Annotated in this window: 14 protein-coding genes; 5 read left to right on the forward strand and 9 right to left on the reverse strand. The window is 62.0% G+C overall.

Translation table 11 applies throughout. From position 1 onward, the window contains the following. Positions 1–221: 221 nt before the first annotated feature. The 5 genes from clpX to M2267_RS14810 all read right to left on the reverse strand — a co-directional run bounded on the left by clpX (position 222) and on the right by M2267_RS14810 (position 5,947). A complete protein-coding gene (gene clpX, locus M2267_RS14790; protein ID WP_043611478.1) occupies positions 222–1,499 on the reverse strand; it encodes an ATP-dependent Clp protease ATP-binding subunit ClpX in 1,278 nt (425 codons plus the stop codon). Positions 1,500–1,782: 283 nt separating this feature from the next. Continuing rightward, positions 1,783–2,415 (reverse strand): ATP-dependent Clp protease proteolytic subunit, encoded by a 633-nt coding sequence (locus M2267_RS14795; protein WP_034803630.1) that lies wholly within the window; start codon positions 2,413–2,415, stop codon positions 1,783–1,785. 287 nt (positions 2,416–2,702) lie between these two features. Further along, complete coding sequence (locus M2267_RS14800; protein WP_429115161.1) at positions 2,703–4,262, reverse strand: phospholipase D family protein; 1,560 nt, start codon at positions 4,260–4,262, stop codon at positions 2,703–2,705. A gap of 19 nt (positions 4,263–4,281) precedes the next feature. Continuing rightward, positions 4,282–5,139 (reverse strand): endonuclease/exonuclease/phosphatase family protein, encoded by an 858-nt coding sequence (locus M2267_RS14805; RefSeq protein WP_043611476.1) that lies wholly within the window; start codon positions 5,137–5,139, stop codon positions 4,282–4,284. Positions 5,140–5,299: 160 nt separating this feature from the next. After that, positions 5,300–5,947 carry a VOC family protein gene (locus M2267_RS14810; protein ID WP_429115464.1) on the reverse strand — a complete coding sequence of 216 codons (648 nt, stop codon included), beginning with the start codon at positions 5,945–5,947 and terminating at the stop codon, positions 5,300–5,302. A 198-nt stretch (positions 5,948–6,145) separates the two neighbouring features. Here M2267_RS14810 and M2267_RS14815 point away from each other — a divergent pair, with 198 nt between their 5' ends. Next, a complete protein-coding gene (locus M2267_RS14815) occupies positions 6,146–7,384 on the forward strand; it encodes a cytochrome P450 (protein WP_429115162.1) in 1,239 nt (412 codons plus the stop codon). Between the two features lie 39 nt (positions 7,385–7,423). On the opposite strand, the gene M2267_RS14820 is transcribed toward M2267_RS14815, so the two are convergent. The 3 genes from M2267_RS14820 to M2267_RS14830 form a co-directional block, all read right to left on the reverse strand. Further along, a complete protein-coding gene (locus tag M2267_RS14820) occupies positions 7,424–7,768 on the reverse strand; it encodes a cupin domain-containing protein (protein ID WP_043611473.1) in 345 nt (114 codons plus the stop codon). A 50-nt stretch (positions 7,769–7,818) separates the two neighbouring features. Beyond that, positions 7,819–9,102: an O-acetylhomoserine aminocarboxypropyltransferase gene (locus M2267_RS14825; RefSeq protein ID WP_192447286.1), complete on the reverse strand. Its 1,284-nt coding sequence runs from the start codon at positions 9,100–9,102 to the stop codon at positions 7,819–7,821. Positions 9,103–9,305: 203 nt separating this feature from the next. Next, positions 9,306–9,734, reverse strand: coding sequence for a CoA-binding protein (locus M2267_RS14830; protein WP_043611471.1), 429 nt, complete (start codon positions 9,732–9,734; stop codon positions 9,306–9,308). Between the two features lie 186 nt (positions 9,735–9,920). Between M2267_RS14830 and M2267_RS14835 the strand changes: the two genes are divergently transcribed. Further along, positions 9,921–10,757: a DMT family transporter gene (locus tag M2267_RS14835; RefSeq protein WP_043611503.1), complete on the forward strand. Its 837-nt coding sequence runs from the start codon at positions 9,921–9,923 to the stop codon at positions 10,755–10,757. Between the two features lie 3 nt (positions 10,758–10,760). On the opposite strand, the gene M2267_RS14840 is transcribed toward M2267_RS14835, so the two are convergent. Next, positions 10,761–11,582 (reverse strand): enoyl-CoA hydratase, encoded by an 822-nt coding sequence (locus tag M2267_RS14840; protein WP_429115163.1) that lies wholly within the window; start codon positions 11,580–11,582, stop codon positions 10,761–10,763. Positions 11,583–11,750: 168 nt separating this feature from the next. Here M2267_RS14840 and M2267_RS14845 point away from each other — a divergent pair, with 168 nt between their 5' ends. From M2267_RS14845 to rpsI, 3 genes are all read left to right on the forward strand, one after another. Further along, positions 11,751–12,182, forward strand: a complete 432-nt coding sequence (locus M2267_RS14845) for a PaaI family thioesterase (RefSeq protein WP_043611470.1) — start codon at positions 11,751–11,753, stop codon at positions 12,180–12,182. A gap of 223 nt (positions 12,183–12,405) precedes the next feature. After that, positions 12,406–12,870, forward strand: a complete 465-nt coding sequence (gene rplM / locus M2267_RS14850) for a 50S ribosomal protein L13 (protein WP_043611469.1) — start codon at positions 12,406–12,408, stop codon at positions 12,868–12,870. 2 nt (positions 12,871–12,872) lie between these two features. Further along, complete coding sequence (gene rpsI, locus M2267_RS14855) at positions 12,873–13,340, forward strand: 30S ribosomal protein S9 (protein ID WP_043611468.1); 468 nt, start codon at positions 12,873–12,875, stop codon at positions 13,338–13,340. Positions 13,341–13,425 lie beyond the last annotated feature (85 nt).

Here is a 13,425-nt window from a genome sequence, read left to right on the forward strand (position 1 = left end):
GCTGTTGCGGACCTTGCGACGGACTACAAGCTCTTGGACCGCAACCATTAAGGTCCTTCATTGAATCGTCACATCATTGCGTTGTTTGCGGCACTTTAGCAACAATCGAATTGTGAAATCTGCGCCCCTGCGTTCGTGTCTCAACAGCTAAGTGTGAAGACATGAAGTAGACATGAAAAAGCCCGCACGAGGCGGGCTTCTCAAAGGATATTTCAGGACGCTCAGGCCGAAACGTTGGTCTTTTCGTCCGACCGTTCCGAGTAGATGTAGAGCGGCCGGGCAGAGCCCTTGACCACCTCGTCGGAGATGACCACTTCGCGCACGCCTTCGAGCGTCGGCAGCTCGAACATGGTGTCGAGCAGGATCTTTTCCATGATGGAGCGAAGGCCACGGGCACCCGTCTTGCGCACGATCGCCCGGCGGGCAATCTCGCGAAGCGCGTCCTCGTGGAAGGTCAGTTCCACGTCTTCCATCTCGAACAGGCGCTGGTACTGCTTGATCAGAGCGTTCTTCGGCTCGGACAGGATCTGGATCAGCGCATCTTCATCGAGATCTTCGAGCGTCGCCAGAACCGGCAGACGACCGATGAATTCCGGGATCAGGCCGAACTTGACGAGATCTTCCGGCTCCAGTTCGCGCAGGACTTCACCGACGCGGCGATCTTCCGGCGAGCGGACCGTTGCGCCGAAACCGATCGAGGTCTTCTCGCCACGGGCGGAGATGATCTTGTCGAGGCCGGCAAAGGCGCCGCCGCAGATGAACAGGATGTTGGTCGTATCCACTTGCAGGAATTCCTGCTGCGGATGCTTCCGGCCGCCCTGCGGCGGCACCGAGGCAACCGTGCCTTCCATGATCTTCAGAAGCGCCTGCTGCACGCCCTCGCCCGATACGTCGCGCGTTATCGACGGATTGTCGGACTTGCGCGAAATCTTGTCGACTTCGTCGATATAGACGATGCCGCGCTGCGCGCGCTCGACGTTGTAGTCGGCGGCCTGGAGCAGCTTCAGGATGATGTTCTCGACGTCTTCACCGACGTAACCGGCTTCGGTCAGCGTCGTGGCGTCGGCCATGGTGAACGGCACGTCGATGATACGGGCGAGCGTCTGGGCGAGATAGGTCTTGCCGCACCCCGTCGGGCCGACCAGCATGATGTTCGACTTCGCCAGTTCGACGTCGCTGCCCTTGGCGGCGTGCGCCAGGCGCTTGTAGTGGTTGTGAACGGCGACCGACAGGATGCGCTTGGCCTGCTGCTGGCCGATGACGTATTCGTCCAGAACCTTGATGATTTCCTGAGGGGTCGGAACACCGTCGCGGGACTTGACCATCGAGGTCTTGTTCTCTTCGCGAATGATGTCCATGCACAGTTCGACGCATTCATCGCAGATGAATACGGTCGGTCCGGCAATCAGCTTGCGGACTTCGTGCTGGCTCTTGCCGCAGAACGAACAATAAAGTGTATTCTTCGAGTCACCGCCGTTGCTTCCGCTGACCTTGCTCATTTCGACTTCCTTCCAGCACGCCGGACACTTTCAAGATAAGTATCGCGGACCACTCAATTTGCCCTGCGCCTCAACCTCACGCAGGGCTTCCGGGAGTACTTGCCGCCCCTGGCGAAGACGCCCGACGCGGCCGCAACGACTCTCCCAACTCGAACCAACACTACGCCGTCAGATTCCAACATAGCATTAATGGTTCATATTACCGGCTTTACCCTGTCGATAAAGCCCTTGAGCCATTACAATTGTGTCACAATTACATCTATCCCGACACAAATGCGCGTTATCAGGCCTGCTCGCCGCCTTCGATTTCTTCGCGCGAGGTCAGCACCTTGTCAACCAGGCCCCAGCTCAGAGCTTCGTCCGCGTTCATGAAATGATCGCGATCGAGCGTCTGCTCGACTTCCTCGTAGGTGCGGCCGCAATGCTTGACGTAGACCTCGTTGAGGCGACGCTTCATCTTCAGGATGTCCTTGGCGTGACGCTCGATATCCGAGGCCTGACCCTGGAAACCGCCCGAAGGCTGGTGAACCATGATGCGCGCGTTCGGCGTGGCGAAACGCATGTCCTTGTGGCCGGCGGCCAGGAGCAGCGAGCCCATCGAGGCGGCCTGACCGACGCAGAGCGTCGAAACGGCCGGCTTGATGAACTGCATCGTGTCATAGATCGCCATGCCCGACGTGACGACGCCGCCCGGCGAGTTGATGTAGAGCGCGATTTCCTTCTTCGGGTTTTCCGCTTCGAGGAAAAGAAGCTGGGCGCAGACGAGCGTTGCCATCTGATCTTCGACCGGGCCGGTCACGAAGATGATGCGCTCCTTCAGAAGGCGCGAAAAGATATCGTAGGAACGTTCACCGCGGTTGGTCTGTTCAACAACCATCGGCACCAGTGCCAGGGCGGTATCAACGGGATTTCTCATATCGAACCTTCATCAATCGGGTTCGCAAAACCTTTGCGAACCGGGAATCACGGGATTTGCCTTCTGCTCCTACATAGAGTGTCAACACCCTGCACTTCAAGTCGCGAAGCTTCGATAAGCTTAATCGAAGGCACTGTTCGCCTCGAAGTTTGGCCGTCCTCCACACATGGTTGGCGATAGAGCATTTTTCGCGCAACGTCCTCGACCAAGACCGCACACCCAGACGCTGCGCACAGGGATCAACGATATCGGTAAACGAAGCGCAAATGAGGCAAGCAAGCCACGGGTCACAGCTGCGACTCGATCGGCAGAATGCGGATCAGCCCGGCGATCATGCGCCTTGTTAGGCTCGCATCCGGCTCATGGCGCACCAGCCGCTCGGAGCCATTGGCGCGATCGCGCCAGATGAGGCGTGATCCTTCGATGTCGACCCGGTAGCTGATCGACGGCGAGGTTTCCTCCTCGAACATGGAAGCCAGTTCGCCGGCAAGTGCCGCATCCTGAAAGACCACGCCCATTTCCGTATTGAGCGAGGCTGAGCGCGGATCGAAGTTCATCGAGCCGACAAAACCGTTCAGGCCGTCGACCACGAAGGCCTTGCTGTGCAGGCTCGCATTGCGGCGTCCAAACAGCGTCATGCGGTGCCCCTCAGCAACATCGCCCTGCTCCTTCAACTCGAAGAGCGCGACGCCGGCCCGGATGAGCTTGCGGCGATATTTGACATAACCGCCGTGAACGGCGGCAACGTCGGTCGCCGCAAGCGAATTGGTAAGCACCGCGACGCGAGCGCCGCGCGAAACGATGGCGGCGAGCTCCCGTGTGCCGGCAACGCCGGGAATGAAGTAGGGCGAGATGATCCTCAGATCCCGCGTGGCAGCCTCGATCAGCGGAAAGAGCTCGCGCAACAGCCAGTTCTGGCGTCGCTGCATCAGCGCCTTTTCCGGCGGATCGGATGCCAGCCGGATATCGGAACTCCAGTGAAGCTGTCGCGTGCCGTGGTAGATCTCCGCATCCTCCATCGCCTTGTCGACGCGCTCCAGATAGAACCGACCGGCCGGCGTGCGGGCCAATCCGTCGACGGCCTCGCGTAGCGCGGGCAAATACTGCTTGCGCGGCGTGCGCAGCGCAGCGATCGGAAGCACGGAGGCACTGTTCCAGTAGCGGTCGAACATGGCAGATGCCTGTTCCAGCACGGGTCCGACCATCCAGACATCGAGATCACGGAAATTGGAGAGTTCGGCGGCATCGAAATAGGCGTCGCCGATATTGCGGCCGCCGGCGATCGCAACCCGGCCGTCGGCCACCCAGAGTTTGTTGTGCATGCGGCGCGTGGCGCTGAAAGCGCGGATCGCCATTTCGAAGCCGCGGCGAAAGCGATCGGTGCGCGCCCGGCTCGGATTGAAGAGCCGCACGTCGATATGGGGGTGGGCGTCGAACGCAATGCACATGCGGTCGTGGATGCCGGCATTGATGTCGTCGAGCAGCAGCCGGACGCGCACGCCGCGGTCCGCAGCCGCCAGGATCTCGCGGGCAAGAAGAAGTCCGGTCAGGTCGCCCTTCCAGTAATAGTACTGCAGGTCGAGGCTGCGTCCGGCGCGCCGTGCCGCGTGCGCGCGCGCAACCAGGGCCTCGATATTGTCGGAAACCAGCGCCACGCCATTGGCACCCGCCTGGGCGTCAACGAGCGGCGCCAGATAACGGTCTAGCTCCGTGCCTGCATCGGCCAACGGAAGGGCGCTTGACGGCGGCCCGTGTGGGCGTCGGCCGAAGCGGCCGTAGATGTAAAGCACGGTCGCCACGAGCAGTCCGAGGATGGCGGCAATGGTGAACAGGACAGAGGACCACATCGAAAACTCGTCCGCGCCGTCAGGCCGACCCCGCGCGACCCGCTTCCACCCGCTTGCCGTCTCTTGGCTCCGGCTGCACGGCCTTCAGGTCGATCGAGGCCTTTACGGGCAGATGATCCGAGGCGATCCGCGCCAGCGGCGAGTCGTGCACCGCGACCGACGTCACCAGATGGTGCGGATTGCCGAGCACACGGTCGAGCGGTAACAGCGGGAAGCGCGAGGGAAAACTGGCGACCGTCGCATGGGACGGATCGAATACCGGGCTGAGGAAGGACAGCGACGAACGCCGCCCCATCCGCCATTCGTTGAGATCACCGATGAGCAGGGTTGGCCGCCCGTTGGCATCGGACGCCGCCTCGAGGATCGCCTCGGCCTGCTGGGCGCGCGAATGCCGGAGAAGGCCGAGATGGGCGGCGATGATGCGCAGCGGCCCGACTTTCAGGTCGAGATCGACGACCAGCGCACCGCGCGGCTCGACGCCAGGGAGCTTCAACTGCCGCACGTCGGAAACGGCGCCCTCGCGCAGCAGCAGGACGTTGCCGTGCCAGCCATGCCCCTTGGTCGAAAAGCCGGAAATCGGCACCGAAACAAGATGGGCCTCGCGGCGCAGGTGCTCGAGATCGAGAAGACCGGCGCGCTCACCGAAGCGCTGATCGGCCTCCTGAAGCGCCACGATATCGGCACCGAGTTCACCGATGACATTGGCGGTGCGGCCGGGGTCGAAGCGCCCGTCGGTGCCGACGCATTTGTGGATGTTGTAGGAGGCGATGACGATATCGCCGCGGCTGACCGCGGCTTCGCGGTGAACGACGGTGGGACGTCTCTTGCGGATCGCAGCGACGATCCCCGCCGATAGACTGGACTGGTTTTTTCCCATGCCGCTCCCTGCTTGCTGGCCGCATCATGCGCAAATAGGTCGCCTGGTGCCATAGAAAAAGGGAGGAAAGCGGAAGTTTGTTCCCCGCGGATGGCGCACCGGAAGACGTGGGCGCCGGCGGCGAACGCACGCTACCGGCGCCCCCTTCCTGCTTTTCAGTTCAGTCGGCCGGCCCTGCAAACAGGACCAGGTTTCCGTCGGGATCGAGCACGATAAACGTACGCGCACCCCAGGGTTCCGTGCGCAACGCTTGATGAAAAGAGACCCCGGCCGATTGGTAGGCCAGGTACAATTGTTTGATGTCATTGGCGGTATCGAGGGCGATGGAGGCGGAAAGCAGGTGCTCGCGCTGTCGGATGTCGCCGACGAAGACGGGTTCGCAGACGAGACGCAGGGCAAGCCGAGCATTGTCCCGGATCACCTGCCCATAGAAGGGCGGATCGCCGTAGACGAAATCGACCGCAAAGCCGAGCTTCCCGGTGAAGAAGTCGCACGCGGCCCTTATATCGGCAACGAACAACTGTGCGGCTGTCGATTGCAGCACCGGCTGCGGTGTGGCGGGTTTCAATTGTTTGGTCATTGTCAGGGCTCCTGATTTGAGCGCCTGCCAGCTTTCGAACCCCGATTGACGCGCGACGAGTTCCTGCGCGTCGGCGAGCTTGAACTCAGCCATCAGAATGGCGCGATCGTCAAGATCGCGGAAGCGCGGCAAGGCAGCCCTGATCTCGGCCGCGACCGGATAGTACTGGTCGCGATGCCATCTGAGGTATTGCTTCGCCTGCTTCTTCAGGTTTTCAAGGTTTGGCATGGGCGCAACTACGGTCTGTGTTCCGTAGGCGGGCGTTGCCCTTTCAGCTCTCTGCCGATGCGCCCTACGCAGCCAGGAGAGATTGGCCGCCATGGCACGTGCTGTCAACGCCCCGACGGGTGCGACATCCACGCTTGCCGGCCGAACCGCGATTCCCTTAGACATAGGGGCCTTTGAAGTCCGCGAAGAGCCCCTGCCATGCCTGCCATTTCCATCGACCGCACGCTGAGGCGCGTTTCCATCGACGCGCGCGATCCAGCCTTCTACCGTGACCCGCTCGCAGCCTATGCCGAGATCCATGCGCAGTGCCCGGCCTTCTTCTGGGAGGAACGGCAGCAGTGGTATTTCGCTGGCTACGACCAGGTGAACGCGCTTCTGCGCGACCGGCGTTTCGGCCGGCAGATCCTGCATGTGGCGACGCGCGACGAACTTGGACTACCGGCGCCGAAACCGCATTTGAAGGAATTCGACGCGCTCGAGGAACATTCGCTGCTGGAGCTCGAGCCGCCCGCACACACCCGACTGCGCACGCTCGTCAACCGCGCCTTCGTCTCGCGGCAGATCGAACAGCTGCGGCCAGACATCGAGCAACTGTCCCAAACCCTGATAGACGGCTTTGCCGATAACGGCGAGGTCGAACTGCTGAAGAGCTTTGCCGAAACGCTTCCCGTGACGATCATCGCCCGCATGCTCGGCATTCCCGTCGAGGCAGCGCCCGATCTGCTCGACTGGTCGCATCGCATGGTTCGGATGTATGTCTTCAACCCCAGCTACGAGACCGAACTCGACGCAAACCAGGCTTCCGCGGATTTTGCCGATTATCTGCGCGGCATCATCGCCGAGAAGCGCCGCACCCCCGCGGACGACCTGCTGACACACATGATCACCTCCGAAAAGGATGGCGAGCGGCTGTCGGACGCGGAGCTGGTCTCGACCACCGCCCTCCTCCTCAATGCGGGTCACGAGGCGACCGTGCATCAGATCGGCAATGCGGTGAAGACGATCCTGCAATCCGGACTTTCGGCGAAAGACCTCTTTGCGACGGACGCGGCAACCGCGCTGACGGTGGAGGAATGCCTGCGCTTTGCCGCACCGCTGCATATTTTCCAGCGTTACGCGCTGTCGGATATCGAACTCGATGAAGGCGTCACGCTGCGGAAGGGCGACAAGGTCGGCCTGCTGCTCGGAGCGGCGAATGTTGACCCGAAGAAGTTCACCGACCCGAACGCCTTCCGACCGACGCGCGACGAAGGCGCCAATGTCTCCTTCGGAGCCGGCCTGCATTTCTGCATCGGCGCGCCGCTCGCCCGGCTGGAACTTAATCTGGCGCTGCCGATCCTGTTTCGACGCCTGCCGGGCATGCGGCTAAAGACCGAGCCCGAGGTCAAGGACGCGTTTCATTTCCACGGACTGGAACGCCTCGACCTCGTCTGGTGAGCAGCACCGAAGCCCTATGGGTCTCCGGTGCCACAGCGATTAAAGGCGGATGACATAGTCCTTGCGGGTCGTCTCCACGACTTCCCAGGTGCCCTCGAACCCGGGACGCAGGATCATGCTGTCGCCGGCGCGCAGATGCGCCGCTTCGCCACCATCCTGCGTGAGGATCGAATAGCCGGAGAGGATGTGGAAATACTCCCACTCCTCATAGACGATCCGCCATTTGCCAGGCGTCGATTCCCAGACCCCGGCATAGAGGCCACCTTCGGCCTCCTCCAGGTTCCAGGTCTTGAACTGCGGCGCGCCTGAGATGAGCCGGTCGGCCGCCGGCGTACCGGTTTCGGCCTCGACGGTGGACAGGTCGAACTTCTGCATATTCGTCATCTTGGCACCCTTGCGAAGGGCGCGCTGGCGCGCCCTTCTCGGCTAGAGTTTCAGAGCTTGGCCAGCGCCTGTTCGAGGTCGGCGATGATGTCGGAGACATCCTCGATGCCGACCGAGAGGCGCACGACGTCAGGGCCGGCGCCGGCCGCCACCTGCTGCTCGGGCGTCAGCTGGCGGTGGGTGGTCGAGGCCGGGTGAATGACAAGCGAGCGCGTGTCGCCGATATTGGCGAGGTGCGAGAACATTTCCAGCCCTTCGACGAAGCGCTTGCCCGCCTCGTAGCCACCCTTGAGGCCGAAGGTGAAAACGGCACCGGCGCCCTTCGGCGAATAGCGCTGCTGCAGCGCGTGGTTCGGGTCGTCCTCTAGCCCGGCATAGTTGACCCACGAAATCTTGTCGTGCGTCTTCAACCACTTGGCGACAGCAAGCGCGTTGTCGCAATGGCGCTGCATGCGCAGCGGAAGCGTTTCGGAACCGGTCACCAGCATGAAGGCATTGAACGGCGAGATCGCCGGGCCGAAGTCGCGAAGGCCGAGGACACGTGCGGCGATGGCGAAGGCGATGTTGCCGAAGGTCTGGTGCAGCACGACACCGGCATATTCCGGACGCGGCTCAGACAGCATCGGGTATTTTCCGGACTTCGACCAGTCGAAGGTGCCGCCATCGACGATGACGCCGCCCATGGAGTTGCCGTGGCCGCCGATGAACTTCGTCAGCGAGTGCACGACGATATCGGCACCATGCTCCAGCGGCCGCAGCAGGTAGGGCGTCGCCATGGTGTTGTCGACGATCAGCGGCAGGTCGTGCTTGCGGGCGACCTCGGCGATCGCAGCGATATCGACGAAGGTGCCGCCGGGATTGGCGAGGCTCTCGATGAAGATCGCCTTGGTGCGCCGATCGATCTTCGCCTCAAAGGAAGCCGGATCGGCAGGGTCGGCCCAGCGGACCTGCCAGTCGAAGGACTTGAAGGCGTGACCGAACTGGTTGACAGAGCCGCCATAAAGCCGATTTGCGGCGATGAAGTTGTCGCCCGGGCTCATGATCGTGTGGAAGACGAGAAGCTGTGCCGCGTGGCCGGAGGCAACGGCGAGTGCCGCAGTGCCGCCTTCTAGCGCGGCGATACGCTCTTCGAGCACTGCCTGCGTCGGGTTCATGATGCGGGTGTAGATGTTGCCGAACTGCTGCAGGCCGAAAAGCGCCGCGGCATGGTCGGTGTCGTTGAAGACGAAGCTCGTCGTCTGGTAGATTGGCGTCGCCCGTGCACCCGTGGTCGGGTCGGGCTGCGCCCCCGCATGAATTGCGAGCGTGTTGAAACCAGGATTGTCTTTCGTCATTTCGTCCCTCCCATGACCAGAGCGCGGCCGCCAGCCGGCGCGCCGGGGCGCTCTATCACCTTGAATCTACGCGTGAACCGCTATCGTGCTCGCACGGTTGAGCGCGCAAGCCGCGGCACTATTCCAGAGCCTACGCATGCGGTCAAAGAGGATTTTTCAAGAACTGACGGTTGTGTGGTCCGCCGGCGATGCGCCGACCGTGATCAGCCGATCAGACGCGGGTACTCGATCGCCGGACAGCGGTCCATGACCACCTTGATGCCGGCGGCTTCCGCTTTCGCCGCAGCAGCATCGTTGCGCACGGAGAGCTGGCCCCAGATCGCCTTCGGCAGCGTCTCCAGCGCGAGAATTTCATCGACGAGCGCCGGCAAGGCGTCGGCAGCGCGGAAGACGTCGACCATGTCGATCGGCTCCTTAATATCGGCAAGCCGGCCGACCACGGCCTGGCCCTGGATGCTCTTGCCGACATGCCCGGGATTGATCGGGATCACCCGGTAACCCTTGCGCAACAGAAACGCCATGACCCGATGGCTCGGACGCTCAGGATTGGGCGAAGCGCCGACAAGGGCGATCGTCTTGGTCTCGCGCAGGATGTCGGCGAGATAATAGTCCGGGTAAGCGTCGTGGTTCATCTGCGGCTTCGGATCCGTTCGTGTTAAACGGTCGTATAATGATGGCGAGGCCGGCCAAGTCAACCGTGCAGGCCGATCGTTCCCCGCCAAAGATTGCCGCTTCTGCAAGACTTTCCGGTTGCTTTTGCGCCCGTGCGGCGCGACAAGCATCACAAAGCCTGCCACATCGTTTTCCGAGGTCTCATCTTGCCCGTTGAAGTCATTGCGCTCGTCCTGTTCGGGGCGTTGTTGCACGCGACCTGGAATGCGTTGGTCAAGGCGGGAACGGAAAAGTCGCTCGACGCTGCAATGATCGCGCTCGGGGCCGCAGCCGTCGCCATCCCCTTCCTGCCGTTCATGCCGTTGCCCAAACCGGAAGCGTGGCCATATATCCTGGTTTCGGCACTGTTCCAGTTCGCCTATTTCCAACTCGTCGCCGCATCCTATCGCGCCGGCGACATCGGCCTTGTCTATCCGCTGATGCGCGGCGCGGCACCGTTGATCGTCGCGATGACCAGTGGGGCGTTGATCGGCGAAAAGCTCACCTTCGGGACGATGATCGGTATTCTAACGATCTCTGCCGGTGTGCTGACGCTCGCCTTCGAGTCGCGCAAGGGCGGCAAGAACGCGATCGTGCTTGCGCTGCTTAATGCCTGCGTCATCGCAAGTTACACCTTTGTCGACGGTATCGGCGCGCGCGTTTCAGGCAACGCCATCTCCTACACGCTGTGGATGGCGCTGCTGCCGCCGGTTCTGCTGTTCACCTGGGCTTTTGCCCGGCGTGGCATCAAGCCGGTCGCCCGCCACGTCTACAAGAACTGGTGGCGGGGCCTTATCGGCGGCGCCGGCTCGATCGGCGCCTATGGACTGGCGCTCTGGGCCATGACCAAGGCGCCGGTCGCAACCGTCGCAGCGCTCCGCGAAACCTCGATCCTCTTTGCCGTGGTGATCTCGGTCGTGTTCCTGAAAGAACCGGTCAGCGTCTGGCGCATCGCGGCTGCCTGTGTGATCGCGCTTGGCGCCCTGCTCCTGAAGCTCGCCTGAGCGTCAGTCTTCCTTCCATTCCGGCATGCGCTTGCCGAGGAATGCGCCGATACCGTCCTCGGCATCGCGCGCCAGCATGTTCTCAACCATGACGCCGACGGCATAGTCGTAGGCCTCTGGCAGGTCCATCTCCGCCTGGCGATAGAAGGCCTCCTTGCCGATCTTCAGCGCCTGCGGCGACTTCGAGGCAATGACTGCGGCGTATTTGTCGACCACCTGGCGCAGATACTGCTGCGGTACGATGCGGTTGACGAGACCGAAATCCTTGGCGGTCGAAGCGTCGATGGTCTCGCCGGTCAAGAGCATTTCCATCGCCTGCTTGCGATGTGCCGCACGCGTGAGCGCGACCATCGGCGTCGAGCAGAAGAGACCGATGTTGACGCCGGGTGTGCAGAAGGTGGAGCTGTCGGTGCAGATCGCAAGGTCACAGCTGGAAACCAGCTGGCAGCCGGCTGCCGTTGCCAGGCCGTCTATCTCGGCGATGACGGCCTGCGGCAGCCGTGTGATTTTCAGCATGAGATCGGCGCAGAGGCGGATCGTCCGCTCGAAGAAGGCCCGGCCCCGGTCGTCGTCTTCGCGGTGCGCGGTCATTTCTTTCAGATCGTGACCGGCGGAAAACAGCTTGCCGGTCGCGGCGAGCACGACCACCCTGATGTCCTTGGAGGTTGCGACCGCATCGAACTCGGCGTGCAGCGCCTCCATCATGGCAATCGACAGCACGTTGGCCGGCGGGTTGTTGAGCGTCAGCCGCAAGACGGGCCCCGAACGTTCTTTCTGCAGCAGGCCGTTCGGCTCTTCCTTCTTGAACGATACGACGTCGGCCATCTTCTTCTCCTGGAACTTGAACTTTGGCTTGGTGGTACGCCGGCAGCGCGTGCCGTGCAAGCCGACAGGCACACCCCCTGACGCATTCCGCCTACGACCATTTTCCGCCTTGCGTCGGGCCATCAGTCGGTTTCAGGTGGCGGGCAGACATGTTGAAGGATGCAATGCATGACCATCGAGCCGATCATGACCGTCGACGACCTCAACCGGTTTCTCGACACGGATTTCCCGCAGGTCCACACTGACGGCAAGGTCTTCCATGTCACGGCGGTCGGTCCGGGCTTTGCCACCATGCGGCTCGATCCGAACGAACGGCATATCCGGCCGGGCGGAACCGTATCCGGCCCTACCCTGTTCGCGCTCGCCGATGTTTCCGCCTATATCGCGCTGATCGCCCATATCGGGCCGGTTGCGCTTGCCGTCACCACCAATCTCAACATCAACTTCCTGCGCAAGCCCGAGCCGGAACCGCTCGAATGCACCTGCCGGATCCTCAAACTCGGCAAGCGGCTTGCCGTTCTCGACGCATCGATCGTCAAGGTTGGCGACGACGACCTCGTCGCGCACGCCACGGCGACCTATTCGATTCCGCCGCGATAATTTGTGGTATCAAAATACCTCACTTGCAACATATTGTTTTTACTTGATTTTATTTCCGTAGCGCAGATTTCGCGTTCTTGACGCTTGTTTCGCACTTGCGTATAAGCTGCCGCAGATCGCGGTCCTTACGGGCCGCTTTCTCTTTTGCCCGGGAAACTGGGCAAAACCAAGCAACAAGAAACGCCCAGCGGTTCGCCGCTCGGGTCCAAAGAAAGATTTTGATATGGCAACCTTCGTTCAGAAGCCTGCAGAGGTGGAGAAGAAGTGGATCATCATCGACGCCGAAGGCCTCGTTGTTGGTCGCCTCGCTTCCCTCATCGCGAACCGCCTGCGCGGCAAGCACAAAGCTACCTTCACCCCGCATGTTGACGACGGCGACAACGTCATCGTCATCAACGCCGAGAAGGCAGTTCTGACGGGCAAGAAGTACACCGACAAGAAGTACTACTGGCACACCGGCTACCCCGGCGGCATCAAGGAGCGCACTGCGCGCCAGATCATCGAAGGCCGCTTCCCGGAGCGCGTCCTCGAGAAGGCCGTCGAGCGCATGGTTCCGCGCGGCCCGCTCGGCCGTCGCCAGATGAAGAACCTGCGCGTATACGCAGGCGCCAACCACCCGCATGAAGCACAGCAGCCGACCGTCCTCGACGTCGCCAAGCTGAACAGCAAGAACACAAGGAGCGCCTGATAATGGCTGACCTTTCCGCTCTCAAGGACATCGCCACGACCGCGGAACCGGCTGCTCCGGTTCACGTCAAGAAGGTCGACGCCCAGGGTCGCTCCTACGCGACCGGCAAGCGTAAAGACGCTGTCGCCCGCGTCTGGGTCAAGCCGGGCACCGGCAAGATCACCATCAACGGCAAGCCCTACGCGGCTTACTTCGCCCGTCCGGTTCTGCAGATGATCCTGCAGCAGCCGATCGTCGCAGCTGCCCGTGACGGCCAGTTCGACATCGACGCGACCGTTGCTGGCGGTGGTCTTTCCGGCCAGGCCGGTGCCGTTCGTCACGGCATCTCCAAGGCACTCACCTACTTCGAACCGGGCCTGCGCTCTGTCCTGAAGCGTGGTGGCTTCCTCACCCGCGACAGCCGCGTGGTCGAGCGTAAGAAGTACGGCCGTGCGAAGGCACGTCGTTCGTTCCAGTTCTCGAAGCGTTAATCGCTTCAACTGCGACACTTGGAAAGGCGGGGCTTTGCTCCGCCTTTTTTTGTTATCATCCGACGCACCATATCCCGCAACGTCG

It is taken from the genome of Ensifer sp. KUDG1, from assembly GCF_050434285.1.
Taxonomy (GTDB): domain Bacteria; phylum Pseudomonadota; class Alphaproteobacteria; order Rhizobiales; family Rhizobiaceae; genus Ensifer.

Bases quoted from the DNA above. Each gene is read 5' to 3' on its own strand.
- M2267_RS14845 (WP_043611470.1), top strand. From the start codon at position 11,751: ATGACCATCGAGCCGATCATGACCGTCGACGACCTCAACCGGTTTCTC.
- rplM (WP_043611469.1), top strand. From the start codon at position 12,406: ATGGCAACCTTCGTTCAGAAGCCTGCAGAGGTGGAGAAGAAGTGGATC.
- M2267_RS14815 (WP_429115162.1), top strand. From the start codon at position 6,146: ATGCCTGCCATTTCCATCGACCGCACGCTGAGGCGCGTTTCCATCGAC.
- M2267_RS14810 (WP_429115464.1), bottom strand. From the start codon at position 5,947: ATGCCAAACCTTGAAAACCTGAAGAAGCAGGCGAAGCAATACCTCAGA.
- M2267_RS14795 (WP_034803630.1), bottom strand. From the start codon at position 2,415: ATGAGAAATCCCGTTGATACCGCCCTGGCACTGGTGCCGATGGTTGTT.
- M2267_RS14820 (WP_043611473.1), bottom strand. From the start codon at position 7,768: ATGACGAATATGCAGAAGTTCGACCTGTCCACCGTCGAGGCCGAAACC.
- rpsI (WP_043611468.1), top strand. From the start codon at position 12,873: ATGGCTGACCTTTCCGCTCTCAAGGACATCGCCACGACCGCGGAACCG.
- M2267_RS14830 (WP_043611471.1), bottom strand. From the start codon at position 9,734: ATGAACCACGACGCTTACCCGGACTATTATCTCGCCGACATCCTGCGC.
- M2267_RS14805 (WP_043611476.1), bottom strand. From the start codon at position 5,139: ATGGGAAAAAACCAGTCCAGTCTATCGGCGGGGATCGTCGCTGCGATC.
- M2267_RS14825 (WP_192447286.1), bottom strand. From the start codon at position 9,102: ATGACGAAAGACAATCCTGGTTTCAACACGCTCGCAATTCATGCGGGG.
- clpX (WP_043611478.1), bottom strand. From the start codon at position 1,499: ATGAGCAAGGTCAGCGGAAGCAACGGCGGTGACTCGAAGAATACACTT.
- M2267_RS14800 (WP_429115161.1), bottom strand. From the start codon at position 4,262: ATGTGGTCCTCTGTCCTGTTCACCATTGCCGCCATCCTCGGACTGCTC.
- M2267_RS14840 (WP_429115163.1), bottom strand. From the start codon at position 11,582: ATGGCCGACGTCGTATCGTTCAAGAAGGAAGAGCCGAACGGCCTGCTG.